The following is a 15882-nucleotide window of genomic DNA, read 5'->3' as shown; positions in this document are numbered from 1 at the left end:
CGCATAAGTGACTGAGTCGCCTCCTCCGAGGGGACTCCGCGATGGGAGTCAGGGAACGGTCGCAACGCCTCAGGGCGTTCACGACCGATCGCATGGGTCGGAGTTTGGGTGTTGCAGAGCGTTTTCATAAGTGGGATCATTCAGTGATCTCGAGGATATGCACGCGAAGCTTCCCGATAAATTGGCCCAACGCCATCAACCCCGCGTCTTCCGCTTCGCTCAGAGCCAAATGCGTGGCGTCGGCCAGCGGCTGATCCAGCGTCGGGTCGGTGGGCAGCCATTGGCCATCCACCCACACCTCCGGCCATGCATGATAGTACAAGGCGCCGTTCCAATACACCACACCGGCCATCATGCGGGTGGGAATGCCGAGGCTGCGCGAGAGCGCGGTGAACAACACGGTGTGCTCATGGCAATCGCCAACCGGCGTGGCGAGGATGTCGACGGCCGATGGCAGGCCGACACTGAGCTGTTTCACCATCGCGTGATAGACCCACTGTTGAAGCGCGACGGTTTGTTCCCACGCATCGCTCCGCGCGCCGATGATCTCTCGCGCTTTGGCAAGAATCCTCGGATCATGCGCTTGGACAAAGAGCGTCGACTGCTGATAGCGTTGCAGGCTTTTGTCGCTGACAGCCGCCGGGGAAGCGGTTCGAGACGGCCTCGTGAGTTGCAGCACGCACCATGGCTCCGAGCGCGGCGCGGCATAGCGCGGCGGGAGCGATTCGCGCGGCAGCGCCTGCTGCCAGGGACGATCGCGCGCCACCTCATCCGCCGCCAACCCTTCCACGAGCAGCACGAGACGGCTGACCGCCTGGGGATGCGCAATGGGCCGGTCGAGCGGAATGGAGGTCGTGGACAGCAGATCGAGTCCCGGTGCCATGCCAGCGAGGGGCTTGAGCGCTTCCTCGCGCGTGGTGCGGCGCAATTCCCACCCGAGCGGAGAGGTTTCTTTGAGCACCTCGCCCTCGGCGGTCACCCACGTCATGGCGGTCAGTCCCGAGACGTCGCTTTCCACCACCAGGGCCGTGGTTCCATCCAACGGTTCGCTGCGCCGCACCAAAAAAAAGACCGGCTCAGGATTCATCGCGAGCGGATTGATCACCCACGCCGTCCCGGATTGGCCGACGCGCAACTGATGAAACGCCGCCCAGGAGGAGAGCCCGTTGACAAACGCCGAGCCGGCGGGATCGCGGAATCGCTTGCTGACGGTGCTGCTGGGAGTGGTGACCGTCACCTCAAGGGCATCGCCATGGCGCCGGCCGACCCACGAGATGTTCGTCGTCGCGGAACGCAGTGACGCCGTCAAGAATTGCAGCCGCCAATCCGCGTCAATAAAGGCGCGGGCGTTGACGTCAAGATCTTGCGGAATACCCAGCAGGTTGAATGACAGCCGCCCCCGATCGCTGATCTCGACACCGGGAACGCCGTCCCGCTCGCTGGGGACGAGTGTCGTGTTGGAAAACCCTACGCGGTGGCCTTGGTAGGAAATGGCAAACCACTGCTCTTTCGCCTCAAGGCTAGCCCGCAGCGTCGTGCTGGGATTGCCGCCGAAGGGGCCGAAGAATCCGCCGCCTTCATGGACGATGACGAGCCCAACCGAACCCAGCCAACTCGCAAAAATGACAACATCCAGGAGCACCCCACGCTGCCTACAACGCATCGTTTAAGCACCAAATTCAAGACACGCGCTTGATCTTGATGCGAGGCAAGATCCGATAGACGTCTCGGCGGTGGCACAGTTCAGTGCCCGGCGTCATGGCGGTGGCCGCGCCGCAGGCGATCCCAAGCCGAAACGCCTCGAGCAGCGACCCTGTCTGCAGCCAGCCAAACAGCAATCCCCCCACGAGCGAATCGCCAGCGCCCACCGCGGAGTCCACCCGAACGGCGGGAGGGCGCGCCAGCCAGGAGGCTCCGGAGGAGGCCAGCACCGCCCCCTCTTTGCCAAGCGAGAGGATCACGATGCTTCGCGCCTGCCTCGACACGGCCTGCGCGGCATCCACCACCTGCCGAAACGACGAGAGCCGCCTGCCGAGAAGCTCTTCCGCTTCTTGCCGATTCGGTTTCACCAGCCAGGGATGAGCGCCGCATCCGCGGCGGAGTGCCACGCCCGACGCATCCAAGACCGCTGGAATCCGGCGGCGGCGCAACCGCCGAATCCACCGCGCGTAGATGGTCGGAGGGACCCCGGGTGGAAGGCTGCCTGAGAGGGCAACACCGCGGAGGCCTCCAGCCTGCCGCAGAAGAGCTCGCTGCAATCGGTTAATGGCTGCGGCTCGCACCCTGGGCCCGGGACAGTTGATTTCTGTGAGCGCTGGGGGGAGCGCGGATTGGATCTTATAATTGTTTCTCGTCGAGCCGGGGACATCGACAAACACGTGCGGCAGCGTCATCCGGTTGAGGCGCTCGCGGAGGATCGTGCCGTCTTCTCCCCCGGCCAGGCCGAAGGCGATGGTGCGGCCGCCGAGCTCGCGGACGACGCGGGAGACGTTAATGCCCTTGCCGCCTGCGTAGCGGCTCCACCCGGCGGCGCGATTGAGAACCCCAAGCTTCAGCGAGGAGAGTGTCACCCACTCATCGAGGGAGGGATTGAAGGTGACAGTGGCAATCATTGATGCCCCGAACCCTCAACCACGTGCAGTAGCTTTGGTTTTCGTAATGGCTTGTTGATACACGCGGAGGTAATCGGAGGCGGAGCGGGTCCAGGAAAAATCGGCGCGCATGCCGGTCTGCATCAATTGCCGCCAGCGCGCCGGATTGGCGAATGCGACGAGCGTTTGCGTGATGGCGGCCACCAGCGCTTCCGCTGTATGGTCCTCGAAGATAAACCCGTTGGCGTCGGTCACCGTATCGGCCAACCCTCCGACGCGCTTGACGATGGGGACGGTGCCGTAGCGCATGCTGTACATCTGGTTCAGCCCGCACGGCTCAAACCGGGAGGGCATCAAAAATGCGTCAGCCCCCGCCTCGATCTGGTGGGCCAGCGCGTTATTGAACGTCAGATTCACCGCGAGTTTTTCAGGAAATCGCTTGGCCAATACCTCGAATTGCCGGTGATAGGCCGGATCGCCGGTCCCCAGGATGACGATCTGGACCGGGAGTTGCATGAGCGTCTCCATCGCTTGCACGACGATATCAATGCCCTTTTGATCGGCCAACCGCTGGATCATCCCGATGAGCAAGTCGCGGCGCGGCGGCAAGCGCTGGCTCTGCTGCAGGGCTTGCTTGCACGTCACTTTGCGCTGCGGACTGTCCGCCGAATAGGCGGCGGCAAGATGGGGATCGGTCGATGGATTCCACTCCTCAGAATCGATGCCGTTGAGAATGCCTCTGAGATCGCCGGCGCGCAGACCTAAGACGCCTTCCAACCCGCAGCCAAATGCGTTCGTCTGAATCTCGCGCGCATAGGTGGGGCTAACCGTCGTCAGCTGATCCGCCGACACCAGACCGCCTTTCAAGCAGTTGATCTGCCCGTAAAACTCCAGGCCGTCGATCCCGAAGAGCGACTCGGGCAGCTGTGTGAGCCACCACTGCTCTTTCAAGAACAGCCCTTGATAGGCCAAATTGTGGATGGTCAGCACCGTTGGCAGGCCGGAAAAAAACGGCTCGCGGGCGATGGCGCCGTGCTTCAGGTGGACGACGGCCAGCGCGCTTTGCCAATCATGGCAATGCACCACATCCGGCCGCCAGTTGACGAGCGGCAAGGCGCGCAGAGCGGCCTGAGAAAAGAGGCTGAACCGCTCAAGATTATCCGGAAAATCTTTCCCCTGCACCTGGTAGAGCCCGTCGCGATCGAAGAGCAGCGGGCAGTCGATGAAATACGTCGGGATCTTTGTCTTCGGCAGCATCCCCTGCCACAGCTGCGCCGTCATGACGCGCGGCCCGAACGCGACGGCGACACCGAGATGCATCGGGTGCAGATCACATGTCTTGCGATCCACCTGCCGGTACAGCGGCATGATGATCCGGACATCGTGGCCCAGTTGGGCCAGCGCCTTGGGCAGGGCCGCCGCGACATCCGCCAACCCGCCGGTCTTGGCGAACGGGTCGACCTCTGAGGCGATGCAAGCGATTTTCATCGTGGGGACAGTCCCCGAACGGGGATGACCCCCATTTCTGGAGGCTTTTGCGGTCATCGCGGTCTAACGGCGGCTGGCATAGACGCGGTAATCGAGGAATGGAAAGAGGTTGTCTTGGTGTTCGATCGCCGTCAACTGCCCATGCTCCATCGCGCCGCGCCGCGCGGCGTCATGAAGCGCCCGGAAGCGAGCCAGGTGCCGATGGATGCGCCGGTAGGCGTAGGCCGTGTGTGTTTGCGTTTTCAGAATAAAGGCCCAATCCGAGGACTGCGCGAGCAGCAGCTCTCGCGCGCATTGGTTGAGCAGCCGGGTGCGGTAGGCGTCCGCCTGCGGATACTCATCCGCCAGCTGCGTCATCTGCTCCGACATTTTATGCAGGTGCCGATAGATCCAATCGTTGGCGCCGCAGAGCCACACATCGTTGTACCCGCCGTTGCCCCAGCTCGACATGGTCGGCTGCACCACCTGATTGCGCGGAAATTCCCGCAGGTAGTCCGACGGCGTGGCCAGGGTGAAGACTTGCTGATCGAAATGCGCCTTGCGAATCAGCAATTCTAGCCAGTCCGGGCCTTCAAACCACCAATGGCCGAAGAGCTCGGTGTCATACGGGCTGATGATGACGGGCGGGCGATCCATGACCGATCGGAGATACTCGATTTGCTTCTCGCGATTGAACATGAAATTCGCGGCGTGCGCGGAGGCTTTCTCCAGGGCGCGATCAGGGTCATACGGCTGCTTGTCATTGGTCTGACCGGTAATGCGGTAATATTTGATGCCGGTGTTGAGCCGGATGCCGTCGCCGTTCAAGTACGGCCGCATGTACTCGTAATCAAGATCGTAGCCGATATCCCGATAAAATTCCCGGTACTCATAATCGCCGGGATAGCCTTCCTCAGCGCTCCACACGCTTTTCGACGACTCCAGATCCCGGCCGAAAGCCGCCACACCGCTCTTGCAGAAGACCGGAGCGTACACGCCGTATTTCGGCCGGGGCGAGCCGAACAACACGCCATGGGCGTCGACGAGACAATACCGCAGGCCGAACTCTTTGAGCACCCAGTCATGGTCGGGATGATAGCCGCACTCCGGCAGCCAGATCCCCGCCGGCCGCCGACCGAAGGCATGCTCAAACGCCGAAACACCGACGGCGATTTGCGCGCGCACCGCCTGGCGCTGCCCGTCCATGAGCGGCAGATACCCATGCGTCGCCGCGCACGTGATCCCCTCCAGCACACCCGCATCCATCAGCTCCCGAAACGGAGTGAGCAGATTGCGCCGGTACGTCTCCACGTAGAGCTGCCGCGCGGTGACAAACCGATGGTGGTACAGCAAGGCGAGGCGATGAAACGGCGGCTCCCACCGGGTGCGCCAGATTTCTTTTTCTGCGAGCTCGATGAGCTGCTCTAAGTGCCGCTCATAGCGGGTTTGCAGCAGCGGATCCGCCAGCATCGCCAGCAGGGTGGGGGTCAGCGACATGGTCACGCGATAGGGTACGTGGTCGTTGAGCAGCCGCTGAAAGCGCTCCAGCAGCGGCAGGTACGTCTCGGTGATGGCTTCAAACAGCCATCGCTCTTCGAGAAAATCGTGATGTTCAGGATGCCGGATAAACGGCAGGTGCGTATGCAAGATGAGTGCCAAGTAGCCCTGGGGCATTACGAGGAGACGGGGTTAGGCTGCTTCGACGGCGCGGGCCTTGAGGCATCGGTGGACTCGCGGAGAGTTTCCGAGCGCTCGGTGCGGCGCGTGACTACGGGCGTAATCGTGCGCGTCTCCACATGATCCGGCGAGGTGGCTTCCACCGGGATGGTCTGCGTGCCATCCGGCAGCGCCATCCGGACGCTAAACGTGCCGTCATCGCGCAGCGCCACCGGCTGGCCTTGGATCGTCACCGCAGCCTTCGGATCGGTGGCGCCATAGACAATCAGCTCCGCATCCACGCGCAGCCAAAAGGCGCGGGCGCGTTGCTGTTTCACCGGAGAGAACATGCCGGGGGAAAACGCCCCGGGAGAAAACAGGGCCGAGGAGGGCAGCTGCTCCATGAATTTCTTCAGCGCCGTCGGGCTGGCCCCCATGCCGATGCCGGCGGTCATCCCGAAGAGCTTCCAGTAATCTTCGTCAGACACCATCCACTCTTCATCGAAGACGTCGGACGGCCCGAAGCGCGGGGTCGTCACCCGATTCGATCGCGCGAGCAGCAAAAACCGCCCCTGCCGAGTCAGCAGCCCGATCTCCACGACGAACGACCGGTTGGGCTTGCTCACCTCGATGTACCAATTCGTCGCCAGGCCGGAGAGCGGGATATCAAAAAACCCATGGGCCGGCTGCGCGGGAAAATCCGCATCGGTGACGTCATAGACCCGCAACACCGACGAAAGATCCGCTACCTCATGGGGCAGCAATTGGCTGCGCGCCGCGCGCTCCGTGGCCGGCTGGATTTCCCAATACGCATACAGCCACCACGGATCCTTGACCATCAGCACGATGCGATCCTCGCCATAGCCTGCCGGAATCGCAAACGTTTCCTCGAATGCCGGCGAGGGCGCTTGCCCGCCCCCGGAAGAGGCGGGGGGGCTGAAGGGCTGCGGCGGCGCGCTCAGGCTCATCGCCGGGCGCCGCATGGCTTCAAAGGCGGCCGCGCGGCGCTTGGCGCGCGGTTTCTCGATGGCTGGGGCTCCCCGCTGGGCGCTTTTCGCCGGGCTCGGACGAGGTTGGGCGGCTCTGACGGTTGGGCCGCGAGCCGGCTTGCGGACGATGGAGCGCCGGATGACGCGGGGCCTTGGGGACGGTTTTGCGGCGGGCGGGCGGGCTGCGGGCGATGTGGACCGCGCGCGCGCCATCGGCCGTTTCGCCACAGCCTTCCTCACCACCGCGGCCGCTTTCTTCTTGAGCGCGGAGACCAAGGTTGAAGCGAGTCGCGCGTTGCGCGGTTTCTTTGTAGAGGCTTTAAGCGGCATTATAAAATATTATAACGCGATTGCGCGGCTAACGCCAGCCAAACCGAAAGAGCTCAACCACCGACCGCCGAAACCGCGGGGTCGCCAGATAGCCAAGCGCGATCACCACGTAGCCGACCGCCAGCCAGGCGCGGACCTCCGGTGTTGGAAACGCGAATTGCAGCGCAAACAGCGCAAACAGCAGCAGCGCTTCCCAGAGCCCGAAGCTCATATTCGCCAGCACGACCAGGGCAAGCAGCGATTGCGCCGCGGTGAGAAAGATTTCTTCGCATTGCCGCGCATCCAGCGCCATCGGATGCCAGAACCGCCCGGAGACGGCGTAGACCAGCGGCAGCATGCCCACGAGCAGCGTCCATTGATTCACTTTCGACGACACCAGCGTGCCCAACCCCGCGGTCGGGTTGCGGCGCAGCGCAAAGATGATGGCGACGATAAACTCGGGAGACTCCGACGCCAGCGGGGCCAGCCACTGAATCAGAATAAACTCCTCGATCCCTAAGCGCCGCGCGTTCTGGAGCAGCCCGTTGGCGAAGGGCTCCGCCGAGAGGACAATGGCCGCGGCCGGAAACAGAAACAGCAACAGCGTGGCTATCCGGCGCCACCCCCTCGGCAAGAGCGCGATGCGCTCCGGCGGACCGGCCAATCCCGGCTCCTCCATGTGGCCACGGCTCGCCGCGCGGAGATACACGATGAACAAGCTGATGAGTATTAGCGTGTCCCACAGCGACAGCGTCCGTTTGAGAGGGATCAGAAACGCGTAGCAGGTGGCGACGAAGAGTGTGGCGATTTCCAGCCGCTGCGAAGGGGCGACCCGGATTTCGCGCCGTTTGGTGCGCGCCCAAAACGCCAGCAGCACCGCCGGCCAGCCCATGCCGATCAAGAGCCGGTTGGAGCCGGTCATGTTGGCGGCGGCAAAAGCCGTATATTCCGGATGGTGCGCCGCCTTCCAGGCCAAGAACATATCGACCGCATATTCCGGCAGCACCGCCACCAAGGCGAGAAATGCCAGCGCCAGCGCTTGAGAAATCTCCAGCTGGGCGAGCTCGGCGGCCCAGGAGAGCAGGACGGCCGAGCCGAAAATGGCCAGCCCTGGCAGCAGCGTCTCCAGCACCGGGCCGAAGGGAAGGCGCAGCAGGCCGTGCACGACAATCCACTGGCCGGTCAGGAGGAGTGCCGCCGCCAGCAGCGCGTAATCGCGCCAGAGGGCGAGCGAGGCGTGGCGATGTGGCATGGGCCGGAATTACCAATGACCAAATTCCAAACGTTTGGTGCTTGGGTATTGGTTATTATTATGATGAAACAACATCGCCGACGACCGGCTCGACCTTGACACCCTTTTTCTCGAGGAACGCGACGGCTTTCTTGAGGCCCTCTTCGCCGCCTTCAAGCTCCAGGGTGACCTCGCCAACGCTCTCCGTGACTTTCGCGCGGCGGATGTTCGGCACCACATCAAATTCCTTGGCCATCATGTAGATCACCGGCTCTTTGATCAGGTGCTGCGGGAAAATCAACGTCACTTGCTTGCGCGGCATTGCCCCTCCTCGTTGTTGATCTGGCATGGTCTGGTGTCTGCCCGCCCCGGCTCGGCTCGAGCCGGGGATGTCTGCTGTCTGATGTCGGTGATGGTGGGGTGGTCGCCGCAGACTGCGCACTGCGGGTTGCGGCGCACCGGCGTCTCTCGGAAACGGCTCGTCCGCCCGTCAAAGACGAGCAGCCGATCCGTCAGCGCCTCGCCAAACCCCAACAGAAGTTTCAACGCCTCGTGCGCCATCACGGTGCCGATGACGCCAGCGCAGGATCCCAGCACCCCGGCCTCCTGGCAATTGGGAATATCGCCGCCCTGCGGGGGCTCAGGAAACACGCAGCGGAAGCACGCACTCTGTTTCGGCAGAATCGCCAGGACCTGCCCGTCAAGACGCACTACGCCCCCGTAGATGAGCGGCTTGCGCTGCAGCACGCAGGCATCATTGACCAGGTAGCGGGTGGCGAAATTATCCGAGCCGTCGAGCACGATGTGGGCCGAGCAGACCAGCTCGGTCGCATTCGCCGCCGTCAAGCGCCCCTGGATCGCCCGCACGGTAATCTCGGAATTCAACCGCGTGAGCCGCCCCTGCGCGGTCAGGCTCTTGGGCCAGCCGACCTCATCCGTGCGATACAGGATTTGCCGATGCAAATTGCCAATCGCCACCGCCTCTTCATCGACAATGCCGATGGTGCCGACACCGGCCGCCGCCAGATACAGCGCTGCCGGGCTGCCAAGCCCTCCGGCGCCGACAATGAGCACGGAGGACTCCTTGAGCCGCTCCTGCCCCTTCACGCCGACCTCCGGCAAGATGAGCTGCCGGCTGTAGCGCGCAATCTGCTCTTTGGATAAACCCATGGTTTTCAGGCGATATCAGATATCGAATTCGATATCTGATATCGTTCTTGCGGTTAGCCGCCGGCGATCGCGGGAATGATGGACACCTCGTCGCCGTCTTTCACGGCGGTCTGATCGCCCTTCAGAAACCGAATGTCTTCTTCATTGACGAACACATTGACGAAGCGTCGCAGCTGTCCTTGCTCATCGCAGATGCGTTCCTTGATGCCGGGATGCCGCTTCTCCAAATCGGCCAACAGCTCGGTCACGGTCTTCCCTTCGCACGACACTTCTCCCTGCCCGCTTGTCAGCCGCTGCAGCGGCGTGGGGATTCGTACCGTCACTGCCATGCTCAACCTCCTTCAACTCGATATCAGATATCGAATTCGATATCTGATATCGCCTTGGCGTTTACCGTTTCGCTGCGTGGCCCGCCAGCCGGTCGCCCAGCGCGGCCTCAAAGGAGGCCATACTCGGCTTGATGTGCACCGGCTTGCCCACCCGATCCAGCCGCTCCTGCAGCGGCTCCAGGGTTTTGAGCCCGTTGCCGGTGATGCACACCACGATCGACTCGTCGCGCGGGATCTGCCCCTGCTCAATCAATTTTTTGGCCACCCCGAGTGTGACCCCGCCGGCGGTCTCGGTGAAGACGCCTTCGGTTTCTGCCAGCAGCCGCATCGCATCGATGATCTCGTCATCCGCCACCGCGTCCCCGCCCCCGCCGGCGTCCAGAATCACTTTGGTCGCATAGTACCCATCGGCTGGATTGCCGATGGCCAGGGACTTCGCGATGGTCTTCGGCTTGACCGGCTTGACGATGTCTGATTGTTCTTTGATGGCCTGCACAATCGGCGAGCAGCCCACGGCTTGGGCCGCGTAAAACTTCGTGCGCGCTTTCGGAATGATGCCAAGCTGAGTGAGCTCTTTGAATGATTTAGAGATTTTGGTGATCAGCGAGCCGCTCGCCGCCGGAACCACGATATGCTGCGGCGTGTTCCATCCGAGCTGCTCGGCGACTTCGAAGCCGTAGCTCTTGGAGCCTTCGGCGTAATACGGCCGGATGTTCACGTTCACAAACGCCCACGGATATTTTGCGGAGAGTTCCGCGCACAGGCGGTTCACGTCATCATACGTCCCTTCAACCGCCACCACCGTCGGATGATAAATCAGCGAGGCGATCACTTTGCCGCTTTCCAGGTCCGCCGGAATGAACACGTAACATTTGAGCCCGGCCTTCGCCGCGTGGGCCGAAACCGCATTGGCGAGGTTGCCGGTCGAGGCGCACGCCACCGTGTCAAATCCTAGCTCCTTGGCGCGCGTCAGCGCGACCGAGACCACGCGATCTTTAAACGACAGCGTCGGATGGGAGACCGAATCGTCTTTAATGTAGAGCTCGCGCACACCAAGGACTTCCGCCAGCCGGTTGGCGCGAAACAGCGGGGTGAAACCGGAGGTTAAGCCGACCGTCGGCTCGCCTTCGATCGGCAGCAGCTCGCGGTAGCGCCATAACGACTGCGGGCGCGAAGCGATCGCCGCTCGCGTGAGCACGCGGCGGATCGCCTCGTAGTCGTAGTCGACCTCGATGCTCCCAAAGCAGTACTCGCAGACATTGATGACCTCTTTGGGATAGAGGCGCCCGCACTCTCGGCATTTGAGGCCTAAGACATAGCTCATCGTTTCCAGACGATATCAGATATCGAACTCGATATCTGATATCGCTCTTTAGGTAAGAAGTGATCGTTTCCTGACAAGCAATCGAACGCCGGGTTGGGCCGGTTCGCTGATGAGGATCTCATGGCCTTCGGCGCGCAACGCAAACGGAATCGTGCGCAGCGGCTCGCCTTCGTCGATGAGGAGCTCCAGCACGTCTTCTTCGGCCATCGTCTGCAATGTCTCGACGGCCCGCTGGTACACTGACGGCCCTTCGCTGCTGCGCGCATCCACCGACTGATCCACCCGCAAGACCCGCTTGGCAGAATCCATGCGCCCCCCGAGGTTACTCGTCAAACAGCGGCGCGAGGCTGAAATAGCGCTCGCCGGTATCCGGAAACACCGTCACGACCGTCTTGCCGCTGCCCAGCTCTTTCGCCACTTTCACCGCGCCCCAGCAGGCCGCCCCGGAGGACATGCCCATGCATAACCCCTCGTCTTTCGCCAGCCGCCGCGACATCTCGTAGGCCGCCTCATCCTCGACGGCGAGGATCTCATCGATGACGCTGCGATTCAGGACTTGAGGCACAAAGCCAGCACCGATCCCTTGAATCATATGAGGGCCTGGCTGGCCGCCGGAAAGGACAGGCGATTTCTTCGGCTCAACCGCCACTATTCTGACCTTTGGCAGCCGTTTTTTCAAGACTTCTCCGACCCCGGTGATCGTGCCGCCGGTGCCCACGCCGGCCACGAACGCGTCGATCTCGCCGCCAGTCGCCCGCAAAATTTCCTGGGCCGTAGTGCGCCGGTGCGCTTCCGGATTGGCCGCATTCTGAAACTGCTGCGGGATGAAGGCGTGCGCGGTCTCTTTGGCGATCGCTTCGGCGCGGCGCACCGCGCCCATCATCCCTTCCTTCGCCGGGGTGAGCACGAGCTGGGCCCCGTAGCGTTTCAGCAGGTGGATGCGCTCAGCGCTCATCGTCTCCGGCATCGTCAGAATGACCTTGTAGCCCCTGACCGCGCAGATCATCGCCAAGCCGATGCCGGTGTTGCCGGAGGTCGGCTCCACCACCGTCGCCCCAGGCTTGAGCAGCCCGCGCGCCTCGGCGTCTTCAACCATCGCCAGGCAGATGCGGTCCTTGACACTGCCGCCAGGATTGAACGACTCGAGCTTCGCCAAGATCGTGGCGTCCTTCGGCCCGCCGATGCGCCGCAGGCGAACCATCGGGGTATTGCCGATCAGCTCGGTGACGCTGCCGGCGATTTTCTGTTTGACGCCATTCATCGTTGAAACGTGCCTGTCACTTCCGCAAGCTGAGGACGTGACCGTCGCGTGCGACCAGATAGCCGCGGGCCCCAGCCCACACGATCAGGTCATGGCGGACATCCTCGGCATTCGCCAGAATCTTCAGGGTGTGCCCTGCGTGAAGCGGTTGAGCCGCCCGCGCGACCACGGCCAAGGCCTGCGCGCAGAGCATGTCCCTGACGTCAACCGTTGTCTCAGCCATTACGTGTGTCCGCATGGCCCGTCCTCAATGATCGCCTCTTCAGCCGTAATCTGCTGGCCGTCGATGCGGAAGCTCTTCAGCGCCGGATGCGCGCGGTCCTGCAGCGACACCAGCACGTACGACACCTCCGGCGAGATCGCCAGCCCCACATCCACCGACGAAGGATAGGCCGGGCTGGCCGTATGCGAGTGATAAATACCGACCAACCGCTGGTTGCGGCTTCGCATCTGCCGTTCGTTCTGCAACTGTTCCTTCGGATCCATCGCATAGCCGATCGGGCTGTCTTCGACATTCGTCATCGGATAGACCTGCACCACGTCCCCGGCCCGACACGAGCCGGGGCGGGCCCCGGCCTGTCCCGCTCGTGGCGCCGCCGCCCCCGCCAAGAGCCCGCACGCTTCTTTCGGGTACCGGCTCTGGCAATGCGCGATGATCTCCCGATACAACCGCTGAGAAATTCGAACCATTGGTGCTATACAAGACCCCATCGCACCCAGACGCGGTGTTGGAGCCCCTTAAACAGCGCATCGACCCCGATGCCGATGCCGGCGATCAGCGTCATGAGGGCGAGCAGCACCGTCATGTCCTGCGTTTTGACCACTTGATTCAGCAAGCCACCGAGCCCATGGACCGAGGTGAACAATTCTCCGGCCATGAGGGCTCGCCATCCAAACGCCCAGGCCAGGCGCAGCCCATCGACGATCTTCGGGATCGCCGCCGGAACCACGACGAACCAAAAATATCTAGCACCCGACGCTCCCAGCGTCTTGGCGGCCCGGGCGATGAGCGGCGGAATCTCCCGAATGCCGGTGTCCGTGCTCACAATCACAACGCCTGCCGCACCCAGCACGATCGTGAAGATGACGGCTCGCTCCGTCATCCCAAACCAGAGAATCGACAAAGGCACCCATGCCGCCCCGGGAATCGCGTGAATGGCCACCGCGAAGCTGCCCAGCACGTGATCCACCAGCGGGATGCGCCCCAGCAACAAGCCGCCTCCGATGCCGATCACGACAACCAAGGCATATCCCATGACCATCCGGCGCAGGCTGCCGAGCAGGGCTGCTTGAAAGTGAGGAGTGTGCAGATTGGATCCCAGCACCTGAAACACCGCCTGCGGTGAAGGCCACGGGGTGAGGCGCGACGTCAACCACCACGCGCCGTACAAGAGCAGGAGGGCGGCTGCGGTCTGGCCTGCGGTCATGAACGTTGCGCGTCGAACACCACGCATCAGCTGTGCATCCCCCGTGCTCGCCCTCGGGAGTCCTCCTCGTGCTGCGCTTCAGGAAAGTGAACCGTTTCGCCGAGTTCTTCACGAAAGACCTGCTCAACCTCTTCACCAAGCAAGCCGAGGATCGCGTGCTGATGCGCCAGTAGTGCTGCGTCCTCCGCGTGCCGCGGCCGAGGCATCGTGATCGGCCGCATATCACGAATGCGGCCCGGGCGCGCCGAGATGACATAGACCCGATCCGCCAGGCCGGTCGCCTCGCGCACATTATGCGTCACGAACAGAATCGTCGGACGCGCGAGCGCCCAGATTTCGAGCAGCTCGTTTTGCAGCACCGAGCGGGTCTGGGCATCCAAGGCGGCGAAGGGCTCATCGAGCAGCAGAATCTCCGGCTGCAGGACGAGGGCGCGCGCGATGGCCACGCGCTGTTTCATGCCCCCAGAGAGTTGATGCGGGTAGGCGTGGGCAAATTTCGACAGGTGTACTAGCTTAATATACTCCATCGCTCGCGCGCGCCGTTTCTCCTTGGACAGGCCGGCCATGCGCAATCCGAATTCCACGTTGCCCAGCACACTGAGCCATGGAAACAGCGCCGCTTCTTGGAACACAACCGTACGAGACGATGCGGGCGCGCCCACCGGTTTGCTGCCGACGAGCACCTGGCCTTGGGTCGGTTTGTCCAGGCCGGCGATCAGATTGATGATGGTGCTCTTGCCGCATCCGGAGGGGCCGAGCAGGCACACGAATTCCCCGTCCTCCACGACGAGGTTGATGTCACGGAGCACCTCGATGGCTTGGCCGTTCTGCTGAAACGATTTTGAGACGTGCTTAAGTTCAACGCGCATTCAACTTCGATATCAGATATCGAATTCGATATCTGATATCGCTCTTCGCTGTTAGGCGGCCACGCGTTGCCGCATGGCTTCGATGAGGACGGCCGCGACCTCTGGACGAGAGACTTCGGGCGGCGGAGGCGTCCCTGCCAAGAGCAGCTCGCGCACCTTGGTGCCGCTAAGGCTGAGGTGTTTCTCCGCAGGATGCGGGCAGGTTTTACTCGACACCATGCTGCCGCAGACGATGCAGTAGGCGGTGTTCTCAAAGTTCAACGGGGTGATGCCGATCTCTTCAGGGCTGAAGTCATCGAAGATTTTCTGCGCGTCGTAGGTGCCGTAGAACTTCCCCACCCCGGCATGGTCGCGCCCGACGATGAAATGGGTGCAGCCATAGTTCTTGCGAATGAGCGCGTGGAAGATCGCCTCGCGCGGCCCGCCGTAGCGCATCGAGGCGGGGTTGACGGCGAGGAGCACGCGATCCTTCGGATAATAATTGGCGAGGAGGACTTCGTAACTTTTCATCCGCACCGCCGCTGAGATGTCATCCCCCTTGGTTTCGCCGACGATTGGATGCAGCAGCATCCCGTCGCAGATTTCCAACGCGCATTTCTGGATGTACTCATGCGCCCGGTGGACGGGGTTGCGGGTCTGAAACGCGACGATGCGCTTCCAGCCACGCTCGGCAAACACGCGGCGTGTATCTTTCGGATCCAACCGATACGGCAGAAATGTCGTGGCTTTGGGGCGGTTGATCACGCTGATGCGTCCGCCAAGATAGGCCTCGCCAATCGTTTGGAGTCGCGCCACCCCAGGATGGGTGGCGTCGTTCGTGCCGAAGACCTGCTTGGCTTCCAGCGACTTATCAGGTGTGTAAGTTTCGGTCAGATGAAGAATCGCCACTACCGTGCCCTGTGCGGTCAGCGCCGCATCGCCTTTGACCCCCTGCGCTTGTTGCGTGGAAACCGCTAGCGTGACCGGAATCGTCCAGACCAAGCCGTTCGCGAGCCGACGATTGGTGACGACGCTCTCGTAATCGTTCTTCGTCATAAAGCCTTCGAGCGGGCTGAAGCCGCCGATGGCGATCATCTCCACGTCGGAGAGCGCCCACGCATCCAGCTCAATTGTCGGCAGGCTCCCGGCCTTCGCCAGCAGCGCGTCTCGCTCTTTGCCCTCGATAATCCGGTTGACCAGCGTTCCTCCGTGCGGCGCAATCATCTCATCTCCTCGTCTTAGATCGATATCAGATATGAAATGGCCATTTCATATCTGAT

The 15882-nt window shown here is 62.4% G+C and carries 17 protein-coding genes; all 17 read right to left on the bottom strand.

The window, feature by feature from the left end:
• Nucleotides 1–136: 136 nt before the first annotated feature.
• Nucleotides 137–1663, bottom strand: coding sequence for a transglutaminase domain-containing protein (locus HY737_06540; protein ID MBI4598039.1), 1527 nt, complete (start codon nucleotides 1661–1663; stop codon nucleotides 137–139).
• Nucleotides 1664–1679: 16 nt separating this feature from the next.
• Nucleotides 1680–2612, bottom strand: coding sequence for a 1-phosphofructokinase (pfkB, locus tag HY737_06535; protein ID MBI4598038.1), 933 nt, complete (start codon nucleotides 2610–2612; stop codon nucleotides 1680–1682).
• A 15-nt stretch (nucleotides 2613–2627) separates the two neighbouring features.
• Nucleotides 2628–4079, bottom strand: a complete 1452-nt coding sequence (gene glgA, locus HY737_06530) for a glycogen synthase GlgA (GenBank protein MBI4598037.1) — start codon at nucleotides 4077–4079, stop codon at nucleotides 2628–2630.
• Between the two features lie 63 nt (nucleotides 4080–4142).
• Entirely contained in the window at nucleotides 4143–5732 is a 1590-nt protein-coding gene (locus HY737_06525) for a DUF1957 domain-containing protein (GenBank protein ID MBI4598036.1), read from the bottom strand.
• Nucleotides 5732–7033: a DUF4912 domain-containing protein gene (locus HY737_06520; protein ID MBI4598035.1), complete on the bottom strand. Its 1302-nt coding sequence runs from the start codon at nucleotides 7031–7033 to the stop codon at nucleotides 5732–5734. The genes HY737_06525 and HY737_06520 overlap by 1 nt, the downstream gene beginning before the upstream one ends.
• Before the next feature lie 28 nt (nucleotides 7034–7061).
• Nucleotides 7062–8264, bottom strand: a complete 1203-nt coding sequence (locus HY737_06515; protein ID MBI4598034.1) for a sodium:calcium antiporter — start codon at nucleotides 8262–8264, stop codon at nucleotides 7062–7064.
• A gap of 58 nt (nucleotides 8265–8322) precedes the next feature.
• Nucleotides 8323–8565: an NIL domain-containing protein gene (locus HY737_06510; protein MBI4598033.1), complete on the bottom strand. Its 243-nt coding sequence runs from the start codon at nucleotides 8563–8565 to the stop codon at nucleotides 8323–8325.
• Entirely contained in the window at nucleotides 8547–9413 is an 867-nt protein-coding gene (locus HY737_06505; protein ID MBI4598032.1) for a HesA/MoeB/ThiF family protein, read from the bottom strand. The genes HY737_06510 and HY737_06505 overlap by 19 nt, the downstream gene beginning before the upstream one ends.
• A gap of 53 nt (nucleotides 9414–9466) precedes the next feature.
• Nucleotides 9467–9742: a MoaD/ThiS family protein gene (locus HY737_06500; protein MBI4598031.1), complete on the bottom strand. Its 276-nt coding sequence runs from the start codon at nucleotides 9740–9742 to the stop codon at nucleotides 9467–9469.
• A gap of 61 nt (nucleotides 9743–9803) precedes the next feature.
• Nucleotides 9804–11066, bottom strand: a complete 1263-nt coding sequence (locus HY737_06495) for a threonine synthase (GenBank protein MBI4598030.1) — start codon at nucleotides 11064–11066, stop codon at nucleotides 9804–9806.
• 48 nt (nucleotides 11067–11114) lie between these two features.
• Complete coding sequence (locus tag HY737_06490; GenBank protein ID MBI4598029.1) at nucleotides 11115–11375, bottom strand: sulfurtransferase TusA family protein; 261 nt, start codon at nucleotides 11373–11375, stop codon at nucleotides 11115–11117.
• Between the two features lie 13 nt (nucleotides 11376–11388).
• Nucleotides 11389–12327: a cysteine synthase A gene (gene cysK, locus HY737_06485; GenBank protein ID MBI4598028.1), complete on the bottom strand. Its 939-nt coding sequence runs from the start codon at nucleotides 12325–12327 to the stop codon at nucleotides 11389–11391.
• Nucleotides 12328–12343: 16 nt separating this feature from the next.
• Nucleotides 12344–12550: a hypothetical protein gene (locus tag HY737_06480; GenBank protein MBI4598027.1), complete on the bottom strand. Its 207-nt coding sequence runs from the start codon at nucleotides 12548–12550 to the stop codon at nucleotides 12344–12346.
• Nucleotides 12550–13017 carry a M67 family metallopeptidase gene (locus HY737_06475; protein MBI4598026.1) on the bottom strand — a complete coding sequence of 156 codons (468 nt, stop codon included), beginning with the start codon at nucleotides 13015–13017 and terminating at the stop codon, nucleotides 12550–12552. Before HY737_06475 ends, HY737_06480 begins: the two co-directional genes overlap by 1 nt.
• Before the next feature lie 5 nt (nucleotides 13018–13022).
• Nucleotides 13023–13754 (bottom strand): ABC transporter permease subunit, encoded by a 732-nt coding sequence (locus tag HY737_06470; GenBank protein MBI4598025.1) that lies wholly within the window; start codon nucleotides 13752–13754, stop codon nucleotides 13023–13025.
• A gap of 26 nt (nucleotides 13755–13780) precedes the next feature.
• Nucleotides 13781–14623, bottom strand: a complete 843-nt coding sequence (locus HY737_06465; GenBank protein ID MBI4598024.1) for an ABC transporter ATP-binding protein — start codon at nucleotides 14621–14623, stop codon at nucleotides 13781–13783.
• A gap of 51 nt (nucleotides 14624–14674) precedes the next feature.
• Nucleotides 14675–15826 (bottom strand): sulfate adenylyltransferase, encoded by a 1152-nt coding sequence (sat, locus tag HY737_06460; GenBank protein MBI4598023.1) that lies wholly within the window; start codon nucleotides 15824–15826, stop codon nucleotides 14675–14677.
• Nucleotides 15827–15882: the final 56 nt, after the last annotated feature.

This window comes from Candidatus Omnitrophota bacterium (assembly GCA_016209275.1).
Lineage (GTDB): Bacteria > Omnitrophota > Gorgyraeia > Aquiviventales > Aquiviventaceae > JACQWM01.
This window is presented reverse-complemented; position numbering and strand designations above follow the sequence as displayed.